Source organism: Dyella ginsengisoli (genome assembly GCF_044904665.1).
Taxonomy (GTDB): domain Bacteria; phylum Pseudomonadota; class Gammaproteobacteria; order Xanthomonadales; family Rhodanobacteraceae; genus Dyella_A; species Dyella_A ginsengisoli.
Genome location: NZ_JADIKM010000002.1, coordinates 620,094 through 640,736, shown reverse-complemented (window position 1 = coordinate 640,736; position 20,643 = coordinate 620,094). Strand labels below are relative to the sequence as shown.

Genomic DNA, 20,643 nt, shown 5'->3' with positions numbered 1-20,643 from the left:
GGGCGCGATGTCTGGGCATGGCTTGTTCTGGAACCGATGGCGTGGACGCGGCCCCGGCGGCCGTTATGCTCGGGAACCTCCCGGCGCCCGCGGCGTCGATGGAAGACTCCCGTTCACTCTCGATGGATGACTTGCCATGACCGCTTCCCGTTCCCTGCTTGCCGCTTCCCTGATCACGGCCATCGGCCTGTCCGCCTTACCGGTGTCGTCGGCCCACGCGGCAGACGAGCTGGGCGGTGAGGCGGTGCCCGGCCTGTGCATGCTGTCGCGCGAGGCGGTGTTCGCGCAGTCCAAGGTGGGCCAGGCGGCTACTAAGCGCCTTAACCAGCTGGCGTCGCAGGCGCGCAACCAGCTCGCCAGCGAGCGTGCCCCGCTGAATACCGACATCCAGAATTTCCAGGCGAACGCCCCGAAGCTGAGCGAGGCGCAGCGCCAGCAGCAGGGCGGCGCGCTGCAGCAGCGCATGCAGGCGTTCCAGGGCAAGGCGGGCGAGTTGACCGAGCGCATCCGCCTCACCCAGAGCAAGGCGATGGAGCGCATCGGCGAGCAGGCGCAGTCGCTCATCGCAGCCAGCTACAAGAGCCACCGCTGCGGCCTGCTGCTGAACCGCGACGCGGTGCTCGGCGGCAATACCAGCAACGACCTCACCACCGACGTGGTGAAGGGGCTGGACGCGAAGATCACCACCATCAGCTTCGATCTCGAACCGCTGCCGAGCGGCAGCGCGGCGCCCGCTTCGGGCCCCGCGTCCGGCAAGTAAGCGCGATCTGCATCGACGCCGCGCGTTTGCTGCGCAGCGCGCGCGGCGAATGCGGGCGGGGTTCGCACAAGCGGCGAAGGCAAAAGGCACGCGGCGGTTCGCACCCTCGATCGCCGTGACCGCAGCGGTGCGCTGGTGGAGCCGGTCGCGGGAGTGCATCCATCGACGCGTCCGGCCGTCGCCGTGCCGCGGTGTCAGCCGATCGCCGGCGCGCGGCAGTGGCGGTCGATGTAGTCGCGCTGGCTGGGCATGGCGGCGGCGACCTCGGCGATCACCTGGCGCAGGCTGGCCAGTCGCGCGGGCGCGTCCACCTGGGTGCGCAGGTCCACCAGCGGGTCGTAGCGCTCGGGGTGGATTTCCTGGCCGGCCATCACCGCCAGCCAGTTGGAGTTCTGGAACAGCTCCAGCGGTTCGGCGGCCAGCCGCCCGTGGCCGCGGAAGTGCGCGAGCTTGTAGGCCAGTGGTTCGGGAATCTCCATGCGGGCGACGTGCCGCCACATCGGTTCGTCGCGCTGGTTGGCGTGGTAGTGCAGGATCAGGAAGTCGCGGATGCGCTCGTATTCCAGAGCGGTCAGGCGGTTGAATTCGGTGCGGGTCAGCGGATCGAAGTCGCGGTCGGGGAACAGCGCGAGCAGGCGCGTGATGGCGGTCTGGATCAGGTGGATGCTGGTCGACTCCAGCGGCTCCAGGAAGCCGGCCGCCAGGCCTACCGCCACGCAGTTGCGATGCCAGAATTGCCGCCGCCGTCCGGTGGTGAAGCGCAGCGCCCGCGGCGTGCCCAGCGGCTGGCCATCCAGATGATCGAGCAGCACGCGGGTGGCGGTGTCGTCGTCGGTGAAGGCGCTGCAGTACACGTGGCCGTTGCCCACCCGGTGCTGCAGCGGGATGCGCCATTGCCAGCCCGCCTCGTGCGCGGTGGAGCGGGTGTACGGCACGAACTCACTGCCGTGCTCGCAGGCCACGGCGACCGCGCGGTCGCACGGCAGCCAGTGGCGCCAGTCGTCGTAGCCGGCGTGCAGGGCCTCCTCGATCAGCAGGCCGCGGAAGCCGCTGCAGTCGATGAACAGGTCGCCCTCCAGCGCGGCGCCGCCTTCCAATCGCACGCGCTCGATGAAGCCGTCCTCCGGCCGCAGCTCAACCGCCACCACGCGGCCCTCGGTGCGGCGCACGCCGCGCGCTTCGGCGTACTTGCGCAGGAACGCCGCGTACAGGCCGGCGTCGAACTGGTAGGCGTAGTCGAGCGTGGAAAGCACCTGGCGGCGATCGGATGATGGCGGCGAGAACTTGCCGTCGCGCGCGGCCACCCAGGCCAGCGAATAGTCCTGCAACGGCGTGCGGTCACCGCGCATGCGCTCGCGCAGCCAGTAGTGGTGCAGTGGCACCTTGTCGAAATCGGCGCCGTACGTGCCGAACGGGTGAAAGTAGCGGTGCCCGCGATGCGCCCAGCCGACGAACTCGATGCCGAGCTTGAAGGTGCCCTGGGTGGCGGCGATGAAGGCGTTCTCGTCGATGCCGAGCGTCTGGTTGAACAGCTTGATCGGCGGGATGGTGGCCTCGCCCACGCCGATGGTGCCGATCTGCTCGGACTCCACCAGCTCGATCCGGCAACTGCCCTGCAGCGCCTGCGCCAGCGCGGCCGCCACCATCCATCCCGCCGTGCCGCCGCCCACGATCACCACGCTGCGTATGCGCCGGTCGCTCATCTGCGCCATTCCCCATCCCCTCGCGAAACTCGTCGAAGCGAGGATTCTAGGCCGAGCGGGTGGCCCTCGTCGGCGCGGCTACTTGCCGCCGGGCGGCGGCATCAGCGCGAACAGCACCTCGTTCGACGGCACGGCCGAGGCGCGGGCGATATCGACTGGCGTGTCGTGCGTGGAACGGGCCCGGTATCCGCGCGCCTGCAATTGCCTGAGCAGCTCTTCCGGAGCCGTGCCGATGATCGGCGCGAGCTCCTCCAGTGTGGCGCGTGTCATCAACGCCACGGCCTGAAAGGCCGGATTGCCCGCGCGGCCCTTGCCCGCGGTGAGTGCGAACGGCACGGCGACCACCGCCGACAGCAGCAGTGGAATCAGCAGCGTGCGGCGTTTGGCATAGGCCAGCAACGGCTTCCAGTTCTTCACCATGTGCAGCACGAACGGTGCCAGCAAGAGCATGCTCAGCCACTCGTGCATGCGGTGGAAGGTGGCCGACGACCAGTGGAAGAACAGCGCCACGCCGGAGACGGCGGACACCATGAAGAGGCCGGCCGTGAGCGGCGTGCCGTAGCGATGCATGAAGTGCTTCAACGCGGGATTCCTTGCCGGCGAGGCAATCGCCGGTTTCGGCAAATGATAGGCATTCGCATTTAAAGCAGCAAGCCGATTCGTCGCGGAACGGGCAAAACCGGCGCGAAGCCGATGCTAAAGTCCGGGGCTTTCCCTTCTCCGGAGCGACGCATGAGCCTGACCATTTCCGCCTATCCGATCGGCACGCCCGGTGTGGCCTGGGGCCCTGCCGAGGTGGCGGCCTGGCGCGCCCGGCAGACCCGCCACCGCAGCTACGCCGACGACGTGCTGACCGCGATCGAGCGTCTGCGCAGCCGTTTCGACGTCAGCGAGTACGCCACGCTCGACTACGCGCCGGAACGCTTTCCCCTCTATGCCGTGCGCAGCCGCGACTGGCGCGATGAACTCCCCACCATGCTGGTCACCGGCGGCGTGCACGGTTACGAGACCAGCGGCGTGCACGGCGCGCTGCAGTTTCTGGAGCACGACGCGGCATGCTACGCCGGCCGCGTGAACCTGCTGGTGGTGCCCTGCGTGAGCCCGTGGGCCTACGAGCGCATCCACCGCTGGAACCCGGATGCGATCGATCCCAACCGCTCGTTCCGCGAGCCCAGCCCGGCGCAGGAATCGACCGCGCTGCTGCGGTTGCTGGCACCGCAGCGCGACCGCGTGCTCATGCACATCGACCTGCACGAAACCACCGATTCGGACGAGAGCGAGTTCCGCCCCGCGCTCGCCGCGCGCGATGGCGTCGCCCACGAGCCGGGCGAGATTCCCGACGGCTTCTACCTGGTGGATGACACCGGCAATCCGCAACCGGCGTTCCAGCAGGCGATCATCGAGGCGGTGGCCAAGGTCACCCACATCGCGCCGGCCGATGCGAAGAACGAGATCATCGGCTCGCCGGTCGTCGCTCACGGCGTGATCCAGTACCCGCTGAAAAAGCTGGGCCTGTGCGCCGGCATCACCAACGCGCGCTACACCACCACCACCGAGGTCTATCCGGACAGCCCGCGCGCCACCCCCGCGCAGTGCAACGACGCCCAGGTGGCGGCGGTGTGCGCGGCGATCGACTTCGCGCTGGCCCATGCGGACATCAGCTGAATCGAGGCGGCAGCGAACGGCTTCGTTGCCCAGCGCATGGACGGCCAGACGGTCTGCCTGGGCGCGGTCCGGAAAGGCCTATGCGGGGAGCGTGGTCGCCCGTTGGGAGCGCCGGTGACGAGTGAGAGCGCGGCGACCCCGGTCGTGACGTCTCCGCGCGGCGGGCACGAACTGCTGGCGATACTCCTGCGCCGGCCGCGGCCCAGCTCAAGAGTCGCCGCCGCGCTGCCGCCGGGGCGACGATTCGGCAGCGAGCGCGGGCCGACGTCCAGCGTACTGGTGCCCATCGGTGTGATCGGCTTGATGGGTGACGTGCCTTTCTCGATGGTGCTGGTGTCGGCCTTCCATCCCGCGCACCCGCTTTGGCTGCATGCGGTGATCCTGATGCTGGCGCTCGCCGCGCTGGGCTGGGCCGTGGCCGCGCGTAGCGCGCGAGTGGCGATTGCACATGTCGTGACCGACGCGACCGTGGTGATCCGCGATGGTCTGGACCTGCACATCGAGGTGCCTCGATCGGCCGTGGTTTCGGCGCAGGTGCTCAGCGGATCGCCCCGCGCATGGATGACGCATCATGGCATCGCGACGTGCGACGTGTTGCGTGCCAGCCTGCTGGACGCACCGAATCTGGTGCTGGAGGTCGATGCTCCCGCTCGCGGGCTGGTGATGATGCGCCACGGGCGACCCCTCGCGCCGCGAAGGTGGGTCATGCTCTACGCCGATGAGCCCGCCGCGCTGCGGAGTCCTGGCACACGGCGAAGGCCACTAATAAGACGAGAGATTTGCCGCCCCGCGATGGTACGCCTCAGGCGCCAGCACGCTCCGCCGTGCCGGCAAGGGCGGGGCTGCCGGCCAGTCCCGATGCCACCGTGCGATGCAGTTGCATCGCCAGGGTCTTGCGGTCGATGTCGGCGGGTATCGCCATCGGCGCATGGAACGTCACCCGCACCACCGCGCCCGACGAGCGCAGGAAGCGACGCACGTGCTCGCCGGCGTCCATCTCGCCGTGAAAGGCGTAGCCGTCGCGGTCGCCACCTGCCGACACGGGGCATCCATCGACGGACTGGATCTCCAGCGTGAACGGCTGCAGCGTCCAGGCGTCGCCGGCGGCCCGCTCGCCCATGAATAGCGAGAACAGGCTGGACTTGAACGGCGCCACGCGTTCGCCCGACGACGTGGTGCCTTCGGCGAACAGCACGAGGTCGTGGTCGTCGCGCATCTGCGCGGCTACTGACGCGGCCACGGTGGCCGCATCGGTGCGGCGCCGGCTGATGTAGAGCGTCTGCGCCAGCTCGCCGACCGGCCGCATGCCGGGCCAGCGCTCCATGTCGTTCTTGGCGATGAAGCGCGCGCGCAGCAGGCTGCCCAGCACCACGATGTCGAAGTGCGAGACGTGGTTGCCCACGAACAACGTGCCGCCGGTGTCTCGCGGGGTACCTTCCAGGATCACCCTGATCGACAGCGCCCGGCGCAGGCAGGCAAACCACCAGCGCGGCAGCACGAACGCGGCGCGGCCGCGGTGCACGCGCATGAACAGCCACTGCAGCGGCATCAGCGCGAGGCTGGCCAGCACGATGGCGCTCAAGCGGGCGGCGACGCACAGCGGACCGAGGACGGAGTGTTTTGCAGCGGGCGGGATGGTCATGTCCTGGGTAGCAGCGACGAGGGGCGCCGGATGCAGGCGACGGATCGCCAGCAGTATGCACGGCAGGGGGCCCTGCTTGCCCGACGTCGGCTCCTCGCGAAAGGTTCCGCGCTGGAACGATCCCGCGCGACGCTTCCGCCTCCGACCCTCGGCACTGGCTTGCCGGCGGGTCGCGGGTGCCCTAGCGTGCGCGCTTTCGTCCGAGGGAGCGCGGCGTGAGGTTACCGATCGGCGTGCGTCTGTTCGCGCTGGCGCTGGAGGCCATGATCCTGGTCGGCCTTGGCGGGCTGGCCTTGGTGCGCTGGAGTTTTTCGGGACCACCCTCCGGCTACGACGCGGCGGCCGAGCGCCGGCAGATGGGCCTGTTCGCGCAACGCCTGGCCGGCGAGTATCCCGATGCCGCCCCGTGGGCCATCCTTCGCGCGGCACCGACCGAGCGCCGCGCGATGTGGCAGGCGGCGGTGGACGATGCGACCCGCGATGCGGCCGGATCATCGTGGATGCTGGCCGATCGCGCCGGGCTGGTCGATGCGAATGGACGGCTGATTGCCGGCTATGGCGCGAGCCCGCTGCTGGTCGCGCTGGTGTCGATCGACAGCATCAGTCGCGCCATCGTGGTCGATGGCCGCACGGTCGGCACGCTGGTGGTGGCGCGTCCGCGCAATGCCGACGATGCGCTCGCGGTGGCGTTCCTGATCCGTCAGCAGGGGCGGCTCGCCGCGCTGGCGGGATTCGCCTTGCTGCTGGCCACGCTGACCTCGCTGCTGCTGGCGCAACGCATGCGCAGGCCCGTGCACGCGCTGGTGCGCGGCGCGAACGCATGGGGCGAGGGGCGGTTCGACATGCGCGTCGATGCCGGTCGACGCGATGAGCTGGGCGATCTGGCACGTGCATTCAACACGCTGGCGGAACGGCTGCAGCGGGCCGAGGGCGCGCGTCGACAGTGGGTGGCCGATACCTCGCACGAATTGCGCACGCCGCTGGCGGTGATGCGCGCGCAGGTGGAGGCGATGCAGGACGGCGTGCGGCCGGCTACGGCGGATAACCTGGCGCTGCTGGGTCGGCATCTCTCAGGGCTGGGACGACTGGTCGACGACCTGCAGACCCTCGCGCTCGGTGATGCCGGCGCACTGGTGATCCAGCTGGCGGGGGTCGATGCCGCGGCCATGGTCGCCGCGCTCTGGGACGGCTTTGCACCCCGCTTCGAGGCGGCCGGGCTGACGAGGACGACGGAGCCGCTGCCCGCCAACGCGATCGTGCGCGCCGACGCGCAGCGGCTGCACCAGGTGCTGACCAACCTGATGGAGAACAGCGTGCGCCACACCGCAGCCGGCGGGCGCGTCAGCCTGTCCGTGGAGCTGTCGGATGACCACTGTCGCATCGTGCTCGACGACAGCGCCCCGGGTGTGTCCGACGAGACGTTGGGTCGGCTCGGCGAGCGCTTCTTTCGCCCCGATGCGTCGCGCCGTCGAGAGGACGGGGGTGCCGGCCTCGGGCTGGCATTGAGCCGCAAGCTGATGGAGCTGCAGGGCGGCGAATTGACCTTCAGCCATGCCCCGCTGGGCGGCGTGCGGGCCACGGTCATCCTGCCGCGGGAGTCCTGACATGGCAGCCGTTGTTCTGGTCGAGGACGAAGCCGATCTTTCGGCCATCGTGATGGACTACCTCCTCGCCGCCGGCCATGAGCCGCGGTGCTTCGCCGACGGCGCCCAGGCGCTGGCGCAGGTGCGCGCGTCGCCGCCCGGGCTGATCGTGCTCGATCTGATGCTGCCCGGACTGGACGGGTTGTCGGTATGCCGCGCGGTACGGGATTTTTCCCAGGTGCCGATCATCATGACCACCGCGAAGGTGGAGGAGATCGACCGCCTGCTCGGGCTGGAAGCCGGTGCCGACGATTACCTGTGCAAGCCGTACAGCCCGCGCGAGCTGATCGCGCGAATCGCTGCCGTGCTGCGTCGCGTACACGGCCAGCGGGTCGAGGCGCCGCGCCTCGCCGTCGACGACGCCAGCCGTACCGTGCGCGTGGCGGGTCAGGCCCTGGTACTCACCGCCACCGAGTACAACCTGCTGGCGACGATGGCGCGCCGGCCCGGGGTGATCTTTTCCCGCGCCCAGCTGCTGGATGCGGCAGCGGGCGAAAACCTCGACGTCAGCGACCGCGCCATCGACAGCCACATCAAGAACCTGCGCCGGAAGCTGGCCGCGAGCCTGCCCGGCGAGGAACTGATCCAGTCGGTGTACGGGCTGGGCTATCGCGTCGAGCCCTGAGCGGCCCCGCCCACGATCTCTCCACATTTGCGCTCCACGCTGGTGATCGCCGGATGCGGCGACTTCCCTTCAAGCGAGGAGCGATGACGATGGACAAGCAACTTACGCGCGCACCGCGCCGCTGGCGCCGCAAGGCGATCGCGGCCGGCGTGCTGATGGCTGGACTCGGCGCGGCGGCCTTCGTGGCGATCGGCCACGGCCGCGGGCACGACGACGGCCCGCCGCAGCGCGACATGGCGATCGACGCCGCCGTGCGCGCCGAGGTGATCCACGCAGCGGTGGCGCAGCTCGACCGCGCCTACGTGTTTCCCGACCAGGCCGCACGGATGCACGCGCTGCTGCTGGGCAAGCTGCAGCAAGGCGACTTCGACCGCATCGACAGCGCCGAGGATTTCGCCGATCGGCTGACCACCGTGCTGCGCGAGGCCAGCCACGACGGCCACCTGGAAGTGCGCTACGTCGAGCAGGCGGTGCCGGCCGAGGTGCCGGGGCAAACTCCACCCGCGGCGGAACAGGCGCACGAGCACGTCGAGCAGTTGCGCTTCAACTTCGGGTTGGCGGAAGTGAAGCGGCTGCAGGGCAACCTCGGCTACATCGACCTGCACCAGCTCGGCCGCCCCGACGGCGCTGACCTGCGCATGGCCGACGCGTTCGGCTTGCTGCGTGACACCCAGGCACTGGTGATCGACCTGCGCCACTGCACGGGCGGCGATCCGGACACCGTGATGCACTTCGCCAGCTACCTGTTCGACCAGCCCACCCATCTCAACGACGTCTACTGGCGCGACGAGAACCGCACCGAGGTGCGCTGGACCAGCGCGACCGTGCCCGGCCCGCGCTACGGCCAGCGCCGTGCGGTGTACCTTCTCACCAGCGGTGACACCTTCTCCGGCTGTGAAGACCTCGCCTATGCACTGAAGAACGCGCACCGCGCGATCCTGGTCGGCGAAACCACCGGCGGTGGCGCGCACGCGGGCAGCCCGCAGCGGCTGGATGCGCACTTCATGATGTTCGTGCCCTCCGGGCGCCCGGTCAGTCCGGTGACCCACACCGACTGGGAAGGCGTGGGCGTGGTGCCCGACGTGCCGACCTCCGCCGGCAAGGCGTCGGATACGGCGCAGTTGCTGGCGCTGCGCGACATCGTGGCGCGCGAACAGGACCCGGACTGGAAGCGCCGCGTGCAGCAGCGCGTGCACGACCTGGAGTGAGCTGCCGGCACCGGCCGGCGCCGGCCGCGGCGGCGGCGCTGGGCCAGAGGTCACCCGCACCACCGGCACATGGAGCGCGCGCGTACTAGGCGTAATCTCCTGCGCCACGACGGGTGCCCGGGGAAAGGCCATGCGTACGACGATGAAGTGGTTCGGCCGCCTCGCGGCCGGCCTGGTGTTGCTGACCGTGGCGGCGTTGGTCACGGTGTATGCGATGAGCGAGCGGCGCATGCGCCGCGAGTGGGACGTGCAGGTGAGCGTGCCCGCCGTGCCGACCGATGCGGCGGCCGTGGCGCGCGGCGAGCACCTGGCCACGATCCGCGGCTGCAAAGGTTGCCACGGGCCGGACCTGGGCAGCGCCACCTTCATCGACAGTCCAGTGATGGCGCGGCTGTCCGGCCCCAACCTCACCCGCGGCAAGGGTGGGATCGCGCGCAGCGACGTGGAGCTGGTGCGCGCGATCCGCCACGGCGTGGGGCCGAACGGGCGCTCGCTGCTGTTCATGCCTTCGCAGGAGTTCAGCACGCTGAGCGAGGGCGACATGGGCAACCTGCTCGCCTACCTGCACAGCGTGCGGGCGGTGGATCGCGTGCCGCCGCCGAACATGGTTGGCCCGCTCGGCCGCGCGCTGTTCCTGGCGGGCAAGGTTCCCCTGCTACCGGCGGAGGTGGTCGATCACCAGGCCCGGCCCGCGCAGCCGACGCCCGGTGCCACGGCTGCCTACGGTGCCTACCTCGCTGCGGCGTGCAAGGGTTGCCACGGTGCAGGGCTGTCGGGCGGACACATCCCCGGTACGCCGCCGAGCTGGCCCGATGCGGCCAACCTCACGCCGCATGCCAGCGGCCTTGCCGGGTGGACCGAGGCCGACCTGCGCCGTGCGCTGCGCGAGGGCGTGTCGAAGGACGGCCGCCCGTTGAAGACCGACTTCATGCCCGTGCGCGAAACCCGCCACCTCAGCGACGAGGAGATCGGCGCGCTGTACGCGTATTTCCAGAGCGTGCCGGCGAGGGAGCGCGGCGGTCGCTGAGGCGCGATGCCATGCGGCGCGCCGATCGCGGACATGGTGTTGCCCGATGGCTCTGGCATCATCCGCGAATCACTCGCCACAAGGACACACGCGATGTCGCTTCGACGCCACGGATGGCTGCTCGCCGCCCTGCTTGCCCCGCTCGCCGGCTGCGCGACGGACCCGCGCATCACGCCCGACGCGCGCTGGATCGATCCCTCGCAGGCCGTGCAGCTCGCCGCGGCGGCGGCGCCGCGCGGCGTCTCGGGCGTGTTCGCGCTCACCGTGCAGAGCGCGGCACGGCCCGGTCCGCTGTACCTCAACTCCGAGCGCGACTACCGCGACCCGCGCAACCTCACCGTGGTGGTGCTGCCCGCGGCCGCCAAGACCCTGGCCGAGCGACTGCACGGCGAGCCGGAGCGGGAGCTGCGGGGACGGCGCATCCTCGTCGCCGGTTGGGCGCGGCGGGTGCGCATCGACTTCATTGCCGATGGTCGCCCCAGCGGCAAGTACTACTACCAGACCCACGTGGTGGTGAGCGACGCGGCGCAGATCCAGCCGCTGTGAGAGGCCGGCGAACGCCATGACGACACCGCTACGCATCCGCCCGGTCACCGACGCCGACTTTGCCCCGTGGCTGGTGCTGTGGGAGGGCTACAACGCTTTCTACGGCAGGCACGGCGCCAGCGCCCTCGACCCGGCGATCACCCGCGTCAGCTGGCAGCGCTTTCTCGATCCCGCCGAGTCGATGTTCGCCTGCGTGGCGGAGGTCGACGGCGCGCTGTGCGGTCTGGTGCATTTCCTCCATCACCGCAGCACGACGCGGATCGAGCCGGTCTGCTACCTGCAGGATCTGTTCACCGCCGAAGCGGCGCGCGGGCGGGGCATCGCGCGCGCGTTGATCGAGCACGTCTACGCACACGCCCGTGCCGCCGGCGTGCGCCGGGTGTACTGGCAGACCCAGGCCGGCAATGCCACGGCGCGCGCGCTGTACGACCGGCTCGCCCGCCATGCCGGATTTATCGTCTACGCGCACGATCTGTGAGCGGCGGCGTCCGCTGACGAAACGCCATGGAGGGACGATCGCGATGAGCAGGACGCAGACGATGCTCGCGAGCCTGGTGGCCTTGCTGGTGCTGGTGTTCGCGCTGGATATCCGCGACCTGGCCGAGCGGGCCGGGACGCCGATTCCCGGCTTTCCCTTTGCCTTCGGCGGCGCGGCGATGGACAACCTGCTCGCGGTGCTGGCCGCCGTGCTGGCGGCGGGGGCGCTGGGGCGCGGCGGTGGGGCGCTGCATCGACGGCTGGGGCTGGGTTGGCACGGCGCGCGCGGGCCGCTGCTGGTGCTGCTGGCGACCTTGCCCACCTGGCTGCTGCTGGCGTGGCAGGGCACGCTGGCGAGCGATCTCGCGCTGCTGCCGCTGTTCTGGCTGGCGCTGGCGTTTCCGTTCGCCGAGGAGGTGCTGTATCGCGGCTTCGGCTACGTGTTCGTGCATCGCACGCTGTGCTGGCCGCGGTGGCTGGCGCTGGGCCTGCAGGCGCTCGCGTTCGGCTTCATCCACTGGTGGAGCATGGGGTTCGGCTCGGGCGAGGCGCTCACCGTGTTCGCCATCACCGGGCTGGGCGGCCTGGTGATGGGCGTGCTCGACGCGCTTGATGGCGACACGATCTGGAGCGGGCTCGTGTTCCACGTCTCGCTCAACGCCTCGTGGAGCGTGTTCGCGGTGGCCGACGACGCGGCCGGTGGTGCGTGGACGATCGGCGTGCGCCTGTTCAGTGCCGCGCTGGCGATCGCGCTGCTGGTCTGGGCGCGGCGGCAACGCAGCAGTCGCACTGCCGGCATGTGACCAAGGTCGACCTGCGCCGCCGGGCGACGCTGGCCTATGCTGCAAGGCTTGTCGTTGCCCGATTGCGGAGAGATCGATGAAGCTGGCCCTGCTGCTTTCCACCCTGGTGCTGGCGGCTCTGCCGGTGCATGCGGGCAGCGCAACGCCTTCGCGGCTGAAGGAGATATCGGACCCCGACACGCGCGCGTGGTGGCAGGCGACCGAGGCGCTGTCGAGCGACGCGATGGAAGGGCGCGACACCGGCTCGCCTGGTTACGACCGCGCGGCCCGGCTCGTGGCCAAGCGATTCGAAGCGGCGGGACTGCAGCCGGCCGGCGACCACGGCACGTGGTTCCAGACCTTTCGCCTCAACGACCTGCGCGTGACCGTGCCGGGCACGCGCATCGCGGTGGGCGACAAGCCGCTGCGACTGCTCTACGACCTGGCGATCTGGCCCTCATCGGGCATGCCCACGCAGCTCGACGCGGCCGTGGTGTTCGGCGGCTACTGCGCGCCGGGGACGCTGGGTGACGTGCGCGGAAAGATCGTGCTCTGCTACGGCTGGCGCCGCGCCGGGCTCACCACAGGCGCCGAGCGCACACACGCTGTGGAGGCGGCCGGTGCGGCGGGCATCCTCACCATCGCCGATCCGGGTTTCACCGTGGAACCGATGCGCTGGCCGGTGGCCTACGCCCGCAGCATGACCCTGCTCGATGCGCCCGCCTCGCCGGAGGATCGCCTGCTGGTCGCCACCCTCAACGCCGATGTGCTGGCCGCGGTGATCGCAGGCTCCGGCCGCGATGCCGCGCAGCTGCTCGCGCTGGGCAGCGCCGGCAAGCCGCTGCCGCGCTTCGAGGTGCCGGGGCATTTTCAGGCGCGGTTGAACCTGCAGAAAAAGGTGGTGACCTCGGCCAACGTGCTCGGCGTGCTGCCCGGCACCGATCCCGTGCTGCGCGCGCAGACGCTGGTGCTCTCGGCGCATCTGGACGGCTACGGCCACGGCGAGCCGGTGGCTGGCGACAACCTCTACAACGGCACGCTGGACGATGCGGCCTACGTGGCGCTGCTGGAGCATCTGGCCACGCTGCGGCACGGCAACGGTTACCGTCGTCCGGTGCTGTTCGCGGCGCTCACTGGCGAGGAGAAGGGCCTGTTCGGCAGCCGCTGGTTCGTGGCGCATCCGCCGCTGCCGAAAGAGCAGATCGTGGCGGACATCAACCTCGACCAGATCCGCCCGATCTTCCCGCTCACCCGGCTCACCGTGCACGCGCTCGACGACAGCACGCTGGGCGACGCGGTGCGCGCCGTTGCCACGCGCCACGACATCCGCGTGCAGCTCGATCCCGAACCCGAGCGCAACCTGCTGCGTCGCGCCGATCACTGGCCGTTCGTGCAGGCGGGTATTCCGGCGACGGGTTTCGTGTTCGGCTACGCGCCGGGCAGCGATGCGGAAAAGCGCTATCGCCACTGGTACGAGGTGCAGTACCACCGCCCGCAGGACGACCTGACCCAGCCGATGGACTGGACCGCCGCGGGCGCGTTCAACCGGTTCTTCTACGACTTGGTCGGCACCGTCGCCGACGCCGAGGCGGCGCCGCAGTGGAAGCCGGGCAGCGCGCTGGCGCCGCATCCTTGAGCACGGCGATACCGGCGCAGGGCGGGCGGCTCGTGCGAGCATCGCCGCACTCATCGAATCATCAGCATGCGGAGCGTGGCCCATGAGCACCGAGCACGATGTGATCGATCCGGCCGTGCCGCCCAGCGGCACCGGCTGCGCCGAATGCCTGGCCAGCGGACAATGGTGGCTGCACCTGCGCCGCTGCGCGCTGTGCGGGCACATCGGCTGCTGCGATACCTCGCCCCACCAGCACGCCACCGCGCACTACCACGCCACCGGCCATCCGGTGATCGCCAGCTTCGAGCCCGGCGAGGACTGGTTCTACGACTACCGCACCGACGGCTTCGTCGACGGTCCGCGGCTGGCACCGCCGCGCGCCCATCCGCGCGAGCAGCCGGTGCCGGGTCCGGCCGGGCAGGTGCCGGAAGACTGGGAATCCCGGCTCAACGGTTGATTGTGCGAGGCGATCGGCGGGCGGCCGGCGACGCGCGGCGTGCCGCACGATCGTGCGCAGTCACCGTCCGCGTCCGTGCGTGTTGAGTTCGGCCCGCCGGCGTGTATAACCGAGCGGTTGCCGTGATCCGGCAAACCGCGCAGGCCACATCGGCTGGGCGCGACGATTCATCCAAGGGGGAGTGTTCCGATGATGCGAATCACCTGGCGGCCGCTGCTGCTCAGCGCTGCATTGATGGCCACGTTCGGTCCGGCGCTGGCGGCCGAGGGCGGCAAGCCAACGCCGGACGCCATGCTCGGCTTCAGCAGCGACGCGGCGAGTGAGCAGCAGCAGCTGGAGCAGCGCTTCGACGCCCTGCTCGATCCGGCCGACCAGCGCGCCTGGCTCAAGCAGATGTCCGCCGCTCCCAACCAGGTGGGCGCGCCGCACGACAAGGCCAACGCCGAGTTCATGCTGGCGCAGTTCCGCGCGTGGGGCTGGGATGCGCACATCGAGACCTTCAACGTGCTTTACCCCACGCCCAAGACGGTGGCGCTGGAACTGCTCGGTCCGCAGCCGTACACCGCAAAGCTGAGTGAGCCGGCAGTGGCCGGCGACGCCACCTCGGACATCCGCGACGGCGCGCTGCCGCCGTACAACGTCTACGGCGGCGACGGCGACGTGACCGCTGAGGTGGTCTACGCCAACTACGGCATGCCCGACGACTACAAGGACCTGGCCCGCCGCGGCATCGACGTGCGCGGCAAGATCGTGCTCACCCGCTACGGCGGCGGCTGGCGCGGACTCAAGCCCAAGCTGGCGCAACAGCATGGCGCGGTCGGCTGCCTGATCTATTCCGATCCGCACGATGACGGCTACGGGCAGGGTGATGCCTATCCGCAAGGCGGCTGGCGGCCGGTCGACGGCGTGCAGCGCGGCTCGGTGCAGGACATGCAGCTCTATCCCGGTGACCCCCTCACGCCGGGCGTGGGCTCGACGCCTGACGCCAAGCGGCTGGCGATCGCCGACGCGGCGACCATCCTGAAAATTCCGGTGCTGCCGATTTCCTACGCCGACGCCACCCCGCTGCTGCGCGCGCTGGGCGGGCCGGTGGCGCCCGGCGCGTGGCGCGGCGGGCTGGGCCTCACCTATCACTTGGGCCCGAGCACGGCGAAGGCGCATCTCACGGTGAAGTCGAACTGGACGCAGCAGCCGGTGTACGACGTGATCGCCGTGATGCAGGGCGCGAGCGAGTCGGACCAGTGGATTGTGCGCGGCAACCACCACGATGCCTGGGTGTTCGGCGCGTGGGACCCGCTGGCCGGCAACGTGGCGCTGATGGCCGAGGCCAAGGCGATCGGCGCGCTGGTGAAGCAGGGCTGGCGGCCGCAGCGCACGCTGGTGTACGCCAGCTGGGACGGCGAGGAGCCGGGCCTGATCGGTTCCACCGAGTGGGCCGAGACGCACGCGCAGGAGCTGCAGGCCAAGGCGGTGATGTACGTCAACACCGACACCAACGGCCGCGGTTTCCTGGGCGCCGAGGGCAGCCACTCGCTGCAGCATCTGGTCAACCAGGTGATCGACGGCGTGACCGATCCGGAAACCCAGGCCAGCGTCGGCCAGCGCCTGCGCGCGCGCATACAGCTCGATGGCGCCGATCCGCGGGCCAAGCCTGAAGCGAAGGCCGATGCCAAGCTGGCCGCCGCCGGTGGCGACCTGCCGATCGGCGCGCTGGGCTCGGGCTCGGACTACAGCGCCTTCCTCGAGCACCTGGGTATCGCCTCGCTCAACTTGGGTTTCGGCGGCGAGGATGACGACGCCGGCATCTACCACTCGCGCTACGACTCGTTCGATCACTACGTGCGCTTCGGCGATCCGGACTTCGCCTACGGCGTGGCGCTGTCGAAAGTGGCCGGACACATCGTGCTGCGCGCGGCCGATGCCAACGTGCTGCCGCTGCGCTTCGGTGACTTCAGCCGCACGCTGGATCGTTACGTGGGCGAGCTGCACGCGCTGGTCGACAGCACCCGAAAGGCCACGCTCGCGCAGCACCAGCTGCTCGACAGCCATGCCTACCAGTTGGGCAGCGATCCGACCCGCCCGGTGCAACCGCCGGCGCGCGATTCGGACATGCCGGCGATCCAGCTGGCACCGCTCGACCTGGCCGCCAAACGCCTCAAGCAGAGCGCGCAGGCCTTCGATGCGGCATACGCGCGCCGCGCCGCCGGCGGCTTCGCGATGCCCGCAGCGCAGCGGCACGAGCTCGATACGCAGATCGCCCGCATGGAGCAGGCGCTGACCCGCCACGACGGCCTGCCCGGACGCCCGTGGTTCCAGCACATGATCTACGCGCCGGGCATGCTCACCGGCTACGGCGTGAAGACCGTGCCCGGCGTGCGTGAGGCGATCGAGGGACGGCGCTGGGCCGAGGCCGACCGCTACGCCAAGATCACCGCCAGCGTGCTCGACGGCTACCGCGCCAGGCTCGACCGGCTCACCGCGCTACTTGCGCGCTGAACCAATCGGAGGGCGTGCCCGCTTGCGCCGCAAGGCGGCGCGAGCGGGGCACGGCATGGCACGCCATGGGCAGGGCTGGCGCGCATTCCGTATCCTGTGTGTTCCCTCGTGATGGATCACCCGGAGCGCCCATGGCATCCCTGCTTCCCGCCGAACTGGCCTGGTACGTCACCGGGCGCTTCTACGCCGCGCCGGACGGCGCGATGGCCGACTACGGCTACTTCCTGCACCTGGGCCCGATCGCACCGCTGTTCACCGGCACGCCGGGCGAAGCGTCGGCGCACTTCACCTTCGCCGCGCAGCCGTTCACCGCGACGCCGGTGAGCAACGGCGCGCTGCAGCTGGGCATGGACGCGGTGGGCGATTTTTCGGTCTACCTGCAGCGTGAGCCGGCCGGCGATTTCGACCATCCGGAATCGTTCGCGCGGGGCGAGCGCATCGCCACGTTCCGCCGCAGCTGCGTGGTGCTGGGCACCACCGTCCACACCGCGGCCGCGGCGCATGCGCCGGGCCTGATCGCGCTGAACGCCTTCACCGCGCGACTGGTCGAGAGCGTGCCGTTCACGTGGGCCGGGCGCGATCACGACCTGTCGCAGATCCTCGGTCGCGGGGTGACCCAGTTCGGCACCGCCGCGACCGCGGCCGTGCCTACGGCGACGCGGCCGCACGACGTGGTGCTGCCGTTCTCCGGCTCGGCCATCGCGCTGGGCTGAGGGGAGTGCACACGCGCCTCGGGGCCGGGGCCTGCGGCACAATCGTCCGGCCGCCGCGCGCCCGCGTCGCTGTCCCCATTCCCTTCCCGGTGCGAATCCGCATGCACATCCGCGACGCCACGCCGGCCGATTTTCCGGCCATCCTCGCGCTCAACCACACCTTCGTGGCGGTGCTCAGTTCACTGGACGAAGCGCGCCTGGCGCACCTGCATGCGCAGGCGGCGCAGCACCGGGTGATCGAGCGCAATGGCGAGGTGCTCGCCTTCCTGCTTACGCTGCGCGAAGCAGCCGATTACGACAGTCCCAACTACCGCTGGTTTGCGGCGCGCTACCCGCGATTCCTCTACGTGGACCGCATCGTGGTCAGCGCATCCGCGCAGGGGTTGGGCGCCGGGCGGCAGCTCTATCGCGACGCCTACCAGTACGCGCTCGATCACGCGCTGCCGGTGCTGGTGTGCGAGTACGACATCGCCCCACCGAATCCGGCCTCGGCGCGCTTCCACACCGGCCTGGGTTTTCGCGAAGTGGGCGCGCAGACGCTGGGCGCGGGCAAGCAGGTGTCGCTGCAGGCGCTGGAGATCGCGGCGGATACGCCGCTGTCGCGCCCCTGACCCGCCCGCTCCGCTGGCGGAGGATGCGCTCAATGGTTGACTGAACGTTCGGTCGTCATCACGAGCGTGTGGCGCTGGAGTGAGGTCAGGATCGCAGTCGTGGTAATTTGCGAAAGGACCCGAGTCTGGCCGATGCGCAGAGCAATGGCTTCATGTTGATTCGTTGCGGAGGGGAGAGCGAGCATGAACAACCGAAAATGGTACGTGGCAATGATCCTGTTGGCGGCCAGTGGAGGTGTTGCTGCCCAGCAGATGTCGCAAGGCGACGCCAACCAACGACTGATGGAGCAGGCCAGCCGACAGGCCGGAATGACCCGCGCGGATACGTTTGGCGACCGCTATAACGAACACTTGCAGAAGGGCATGATCTCGCTGAAGGACGCACGCAAGAGCCTGGCAGCTGAGTGGCAGAAACTCGGGCTGTCCCCTGAGCAGGCAACCGCCGTCGCATCCACCTACCGTGCGGACAGTTCGGCGATGTTGAGTCATCCGTCGCTGGAGAGGCGCAGCGACAAGGAGGTATCGGCCATGATTCAACAGGCGCTCGCCTCGAAAAACTATCGGATGGCCAACCAGTTGCTGATCGACTATGAGCGGCAAAAGCTTCATGCCGAGCCGGCATCCGCCCAGCACTGAACTAGGGCTGCCCAGCCCTGCCAGGCGCGGAGCGGGGCGAGGTCGCCAGCCCGGCGCGCGGATGAAGGGCAGACATACTCGCTGAGCACGTCCCCGCCCCCGGCGTGGAAATCATGGTGATAGTCTGCAGGTGGACCCCGGGTCCTGCCGATGCCTTGGCACCGGTTTCGTGTCGATTCGTCATGGAGGAGTACACATGAACCACTGGAAGTGTTTTGTCGCGATGATCCTGCTGCTGTCCAGCGGAGCCGCTGCCGCCCAGCAGAAAATGTCTCAGCCCGAGGCCAACCAGCAGCTTTTGGATCAAGCCAATCAGCAGGCTGCGTTCGCCCGAGGGATGACCTTCGGAGATCGCTACAACGAGCACTGGCACAAGGGGATGATCTCGCTGCCTCAGGCCCGCAAGAGTCTGGCCGAGGAGTGGCAGAAGCTCGGGCTGTCACCGGAGCTGGCGAAGCAGGTAGCCGCCACTTACCGTGGGGACAGTTCGGCGATGCTGAATCATCCTCCGCTGGAAGGGCGCAGCGAGAAGGAGGTGTCGGCGATGATCCAGCAGGCCCTCACCGCGAAGCACTATCCCATGGCGAACCGGCTGCTGATCGACTACGAGCGGCAGAGGCTCAATCTTGAGCCGATGTCCGCCCAGGTGCCGACGCATTGAGTTGGCGGCCGCCCGACTTGATGTCGGGGCGGCCCCCGTATGTCCGTCTCTCAGCGGCTGCTGGCCCGCTTGCCGGCCAGCAGCCGGGTCGGGCTGATGTTGGACAATCCACCAGCGCCTCACTCACGCCGTGCGGTCGATCGCCACGATGCGGTTGCGGCCGCGCTGCTTGGCCAGGTAGAGCGAGCGGTCGACCTCGGCGAAGAACGCAGCGGCTGATCGCCGGCTACCGGCACCGTGGTGCCCACGCCCATGCTGACGGTGAGTACCGGCGCCACCGGTGATGTGTCGTGGGCGATCGCCTGGGCGGCGATCAGTGCATGGCAGTGTTCGGCGATACGCTGCGCGGTCTTGGCGTCGGTGTCCGGAAGCACCAGCACAAACTCCTCGCCGCCGAAGCGGGCGAGGAAGTCGCGCGGTCGGTAGATCGCCGCATCCAGCAATTTGCCGACGCGACGCAGGCAGTCGTCGCCTTCCACGTGGCCGTAGCGGTCGTTGTACTGCTTGAAGTAGTCGATATCGATCATCACCGCCGAAAGCGGCCGCTGCTCGTGCAGCGCCTGCCGCCACTCGCGCTCGAGCACGCTCTCGAAGTGGCGACGGTTGCCCACGCCGGTGAGGCCGTCCTTGAATGACAGTCGCTCCAGCTCGCGCTGCAGTTCGAGCAGCTGCTGCTCGTTCTTCTTGCGCTCGCTGATGTCGAACATGAAGCCGACCGGCGCCTCCACCTCGCCCTGCGCATCGCGCACCACGTCGCGGATCCACACGTGGCGGCCGTCCTTGGTGAGCGCGCGATAGTCCGCCTCGTGGTCGACACCGGCCTTCGACTGCGCCACGCAGAAATCCACCGTCCAGGCGCGCTCGTCCGGATGCATGCGCGTGGCCCAGGTCCTTCACGGTCTTCCAGCTCGACGGCTCCCGGCCCAGCAGCTGCTCGATCTGCGGGCCGATGTAGGAAAACGTGGCGGTGGCCCAGTCGATCTTCCACAGGATCGCCCTGGTCGATTCGAGCAGGGTCTTGTACACGGCAGGATCGGTATCCAGCGCGGTGTGTTCGTTGGGTCGGTGCGGCGCCCCCGGGTGTGCCGCGGGCCGGTCGCCTGACGCCGTGCAGCGGCCCGGCATGTGCGCGTGATGACGTCGCCATGTGAAGGCGATCGCTCGGGTGCCCCGACGCGTCAGAAATGGCCTACAGCGGCGTCAGTCCACCGCCGATGGGAGGCCCATCGTCGCGAGCGCATGCTGCACCGACCCCGCGAGTCCGGACCAAGCCGGCCGGATGTCTGGCGCTAGTGACCGACTCGGAATGTCAGGCGGAACCGACGGACGGGGTCTTCATGGTTGGGCAGCCGCCCCCGATTGCCCGCCTTTTGGCG

At 69.7% G+C, this 20,643-nt stretch carries 20 protein-coding genes; 16 read left to right on the top strand and 4 right to left on the bottom strand.

The window, feature by feature from the left end:
- Positions 1-136: 136 nt before the first annotated feature.
- Complete coding sequence (locus ISP17_RS09830) at positions 137-760, top strand: OmpH family outer membrane protein (RefSeq protein WP_404632569.1); 624 nt, start codon at positions 137-139, stop codon at positions 758-760.
- 194 nt (positions 761-954) lie between these two features.
- Here ISP17_RS09830 and ISP17_RS09825 read toward each other — a convergent pair whose 3' ends face one another.
- Both ISP17_RS09825 and ISP17_RS09820 read right to left on the bottom strand, forming a co-directional pair.
- Positions 955-2,463, bottom strand: coding sequence for a tryptophan halogenase family protein (locus tag ISP17_RS09825; RefSeq protein ID WP_404632691.1), 1,509 nt, complete (start codon positions 2,461-2,463; stop codon positions 955-957).
- A 78-nt stretch (positions 2,464-2,541) separates the two neighbouring features.
- Positions 2,542-3,045 (bottom strand): DUF4405 domain-containing protein, encoded by a 504-nt coding sequence (locus tag ISP17_RS09820; protein ID WP_404632567.1) that lies wholly within the window; start codon positions 3,043-3,045, stop codon positions 2,542-2,544.
- 150 nt (positions 3,046-3,195) lie between these two features.
- On the opposite strand from ISP17_RS09820, the gene ISP17_RS09815 reads away from it, so the two are divergent.
- Positions 3,196-4,128, top strand: a complete 933-nt coding sequence (locus ISP17_RS09815; RefSeq protein WP_404632565.1) for a M14 family metallopeptidase — start codon at positions 3,196-3,198, stop codon at positions 4,126-4,128.
- 802 nt (positions 4,129-4,930) lie between these two features.
- Here the strand turns inward: ISP17_RS09815 and ISP17_RS09810 are convergent.
- Positions 4,931-5,770 carry a lysophospholipid acyltransferase family protein gene (locus ISP17_RS09810; RefSeq protein ID WP_404632563.1) on the bottom strand — a complete coding sequence of 280 codons (840 nt, stop codon included), beginning with the start codon at positions 5,768-5,770 and terminating at the stop codon, positions 4,931-4,933.
- 215 nt (positions 5,771-5,985) lie between these two features.
- Here ISP17_RS09810 and ISP17_RS09805 point away from each other — a divergent pair, with 215 nt between their 5' ends.
- From ISP17_RS09805 to ISP17_RS09740, 14 genes are all read left to right on the top strand, one after another.
- Positions 5,986-7,374, top strand: a complete 1,389-nt coding sequence (locus tag ISP17_RS09805; protein WP_404632561.1) for an ATP-binding protein — start codon at positions 5,986-5,988, stop codon at positions 7,372-7,374.
- Between the two features lies 1 nt (position 7,375).
- The gene (locus tag ISP17_RS09800; RefSeq protein ID WP_404632559.1) at positions 7,376-8,038 is read left to right on the top strand and encodes a response regulator; all 663 of its coding nucleotides are present in this window, start codon (positions 7,376-7,378) and stop codon (positions 8,036-8,038) included.
- Positions 8,039-8,127: 89 nt separating this feature from the next.
- Positions 8,128-9,246 (top strand): S41 family peptidase, encoded by a 1,119-nt coding sequence (locus ISP17_RS09795; RefSeq protein WP_404632557.1) that lies wholly within the window; start codon positions 8,128-8,130, stop codon positions 9,244-9,246.
- A 130-nt stretch (positions 9,247-9,376) separates the two neighbouring features.
- Positions 9,377-10,273 (top strand): c-type cytochrome, encoded by an 897-nt coding sequence (locus ISP17_RS09790; protein ID WP_404632555.1) that lies wholly within the window; start codon positions 9,377-9,379, stop codon positions 10,271-10,273.
- 93 nt (positions 10,274-10,366) lie between these two features.
- The gene (locus tag ISP17_RS09785) at positions 10,367-10,819 is read left to right on the top strand and encodes a hypothetical protein (RefSeq protein WP_404632553.1); all 453 of its coding nucleotides are present in this window, start codon (positions 10,367-10,369) and stop codon (positions 10,817-10,819) included.
- Between the two features lie 16 nt (positions 10,820-10,835).
- A complete protein-coding gene (locus ISP17_RS09780; protein ID WP_404632551.1) occupies positions 10,836-11,297 on the top strand; it encodes a GNAT family N-acetyltransferase in 462 nt (153 codons plus the stop codon).
- A 43-nt stretch (positions 11,298-11,340) separates the two neighbouring features.
- Positions 11,341-12,099 carry a CPBP family glutamic-type intramembrane protease gene (locus ISP17_RS09775; RefSeq protein ID WP_404632549.1) on the top strand — a complete coding sequence of 253 codons (759 nt, stop codon included), beginning with the start codon at positions 11,341-11,343 and terminating at the stop codon, positions 12,097-12,099.
- Positions 12,100-12,175: 76 nt separating this feature from the next.
- The gene (locus tag ISP17_RS09770) at positions 12,176-13,714 is read left to right on the top strand and encodes a M28 family peptidase (protein ID WP_404632547.1); all 1,539 of its coding nucleotides are present in this window, start codon (positions 12,176-12,178) and stop codon (positions 13,712-13,714) included.
- Positions 13,715-13,796: 82 nt separating this feature from the next.
- On the top strand, positions 13,797-14,150 hold the full coding sequence (locus tag ISP17_RS09765) for a UBP-type zinc finger domain-containing protein (RefSeq protein ID WP_404632545.1): 354 nt from the start codon (positions 13,797-13,799) through the stop codon (positions 14,148-14,150).
- 189 nt (positions 14,151-14,339) lie between these two features.
- A complete protein-coding gene (locus ISP17_RS09760; protein ID WP_404632543.1) occupies positions 14,340-16,646 on the top strand; it encodes a transferrin receptor-like dimerization domain-containing protein in 2,307 nt (768 codons plus the stop codon).
- A 131-nt stretch (positions 16,647-16,777) separates the two neighbouring features.
- Complete coding sequence (locus ISP17_RS09755; protein WP_404632541.1) at positions 16,778-17,359, top strand: hypothetical protein; 582 nt, start codon at positions 16,778-16,780, stop codon at positions 17,357-17,359.
- A gap of 101 nt (positions 17,360-17,460) precedes the next feature.
- Entirely contained in the window at positions 17,461-17,970 is a 510-nt protein-coding gene (locus ISP17_RS09750; protein ID WP_404632539.1) for a GNAT family N-acetyltransferase, read from the top strand.
- A gap of 183 nt (positions 17,971-18,153) precedes the next feature.
- Positions 18,154-18,606, top strand: a complete 453-nt coding sequence (locus ISP17_RS09745) for a hypothetical protein (protein WP_404632538.1) — start codon at positions 18,154-18,156, stop codon at positions 18,604-18,606.
- A 196-nt stretch (positions 18,607-18,802) separates the two neighbouring features.
- Positions 18,803-19,267, top strand: coding sequence for a hypothetical protein (locus tag ISP17_RS09740; RefSeq protein WP_404632536.1), 465 nt, complete (start codon positions 18,803-18,805; stop codon positions 19,265-19,267).
- Positions 19,268-19,386: 119 nt separating this feature from the next.
- Here the strand turns inward: ISP17_RS09740 and ISP17_RS09735 are convergent, their stop codons facing one another.
- Positions 19,387-20,142, bottom strand: a complete 756-nt coding sequence (locus tag ISP17_RS09735) for a GGDEF domain-containing protein (protein WP_404632534.1) — start codon at positions 20,140-20,142, stop codon at positions 19,387-19,389.
- Between the last annotated feature and the right edge of the window lie 501 nt (positions 20,143-20,643).

Coding starts and splice junctions, on each gene's coding strand:
- ISP17_RS09830 (WP_404632569.1), top strand. CDS start 137: ATGACCGCTTCCCGTTCCCTGCTTGCCGCTTCCCTGATCACGGCCATC.
- ISP17_RS09825 (WP_404632691.1), bottom strand. CDS start 2,463: ATGAGCGACCGGCGCATACGCAGCGTGGTGATCGTGGGCGGCGGCACG.
- ISP17_RS09815 (WP_404632565.1), top strand. CDS start 3,196: ATGAGCCTGACCATTTCCGCCTATCCGATCGGCACGCCCGGTGTGGCC.
- ISP17_RS09810 (WP_404632563.1), bottom strand. CDS start 5,770: ATGACCATCCCGCCCGCTGCAAAACACTCCGTCCTCGGTCCGCTGTGC.
- ISP17_RS09800 (WP_404632559.1), top strand. CDS start 7,376: ATGGCAGCCGTTGTTCTGGTCGAGGACGAAGCCGATCTTTCGGCCATC.
- ISP17_RS09795 (WP_404632557.1), top strand. CDS start 8,128: ATGGACAAGCAACTTACGCGCGCACCGCGCCGCTGGCGCCGCAAGGCG.
- ISP17_RS09790 (WP_404632555.1), top strand. CDS start 9,377: ATGCGTACGACGATGAAGTGGTTCGGCCGCCTCGCGGCCGGCCTGGTG.
- ISP17_RS09785 (WP_404632553.1), top strand. CDS start 10,367: ATGTCGCTTCGACGCCACGGATGGCTGCTCGCCGCCCTGCTTGCCCCG.
- ISP17_RS09780 (WP_404632551.1), top strand. CDS start 10,836: ATGACGACACCGCTACGCATCCGCCCGGTCACCGACGCCGACTTTGCC.
- ISP17_RS09775 (WP_404632549.1), top strand. CDS start 11,341: ATGAGCAGGACGCAGACGATGCTCGCGAGCCTGGTGGCCTTGCTGGTG.
- ISP17_RS09770 (WP_404632547.1), top strand. CDS start 12,176: ATGAAGCTGGCCCTGCTGCTTTCCACCCTGGTGCTGGCGGCTCTGCCG.
- ISP17_RS09765 (WP_404632545.1), top strand. CDS start 13,797: ATGAGCACCGAGCACGATGTGATCGATCCGGCCGTGCCGCCCAGCGGC.
- ISP17_RS09760 (WP_404632543.1), top strand. CDS start 14,340: ATGATGCGAATCACCTGGCGGCCGCTGCTGCTCAGCGCTGCATTGATG.
- ISP17_RS09755 (WP_404632541.1), top strand. CDS start 16,778: ATGGCATCCCTGCTTCCCGCCGAACTGGCCTGGTACGTCACCGGGCGC.
- ISP17_RS09750 (WP_404632539.1), top strand. CDS start 17,461: ATGCACATCCGCGACGCCACGCCGGCCGATTTTCCGGCCATCCTCGCG.
- ISP17_RS09745 (WP_404632538.1), top strand. CDS start 18,154: ATGAACAACCGAAAATGGTACGTGGCAATGATCCTGTTGGCGGCCAGT.
- ISP17_RS09740 (WP_404632536.1), top strand. CDS start 18,803: ATGAACCACTGGAAGTGTTTTGTCGCGATGATCCTGCTGCTGTCCAGC.
- ISP17_RS09735 (WP_404632534.1), bottom strand. CDS start 20,142: ATGCATCCGGACGAGCGCGCCTGGACGGTGGATTTCTGCGTGGCGCAG.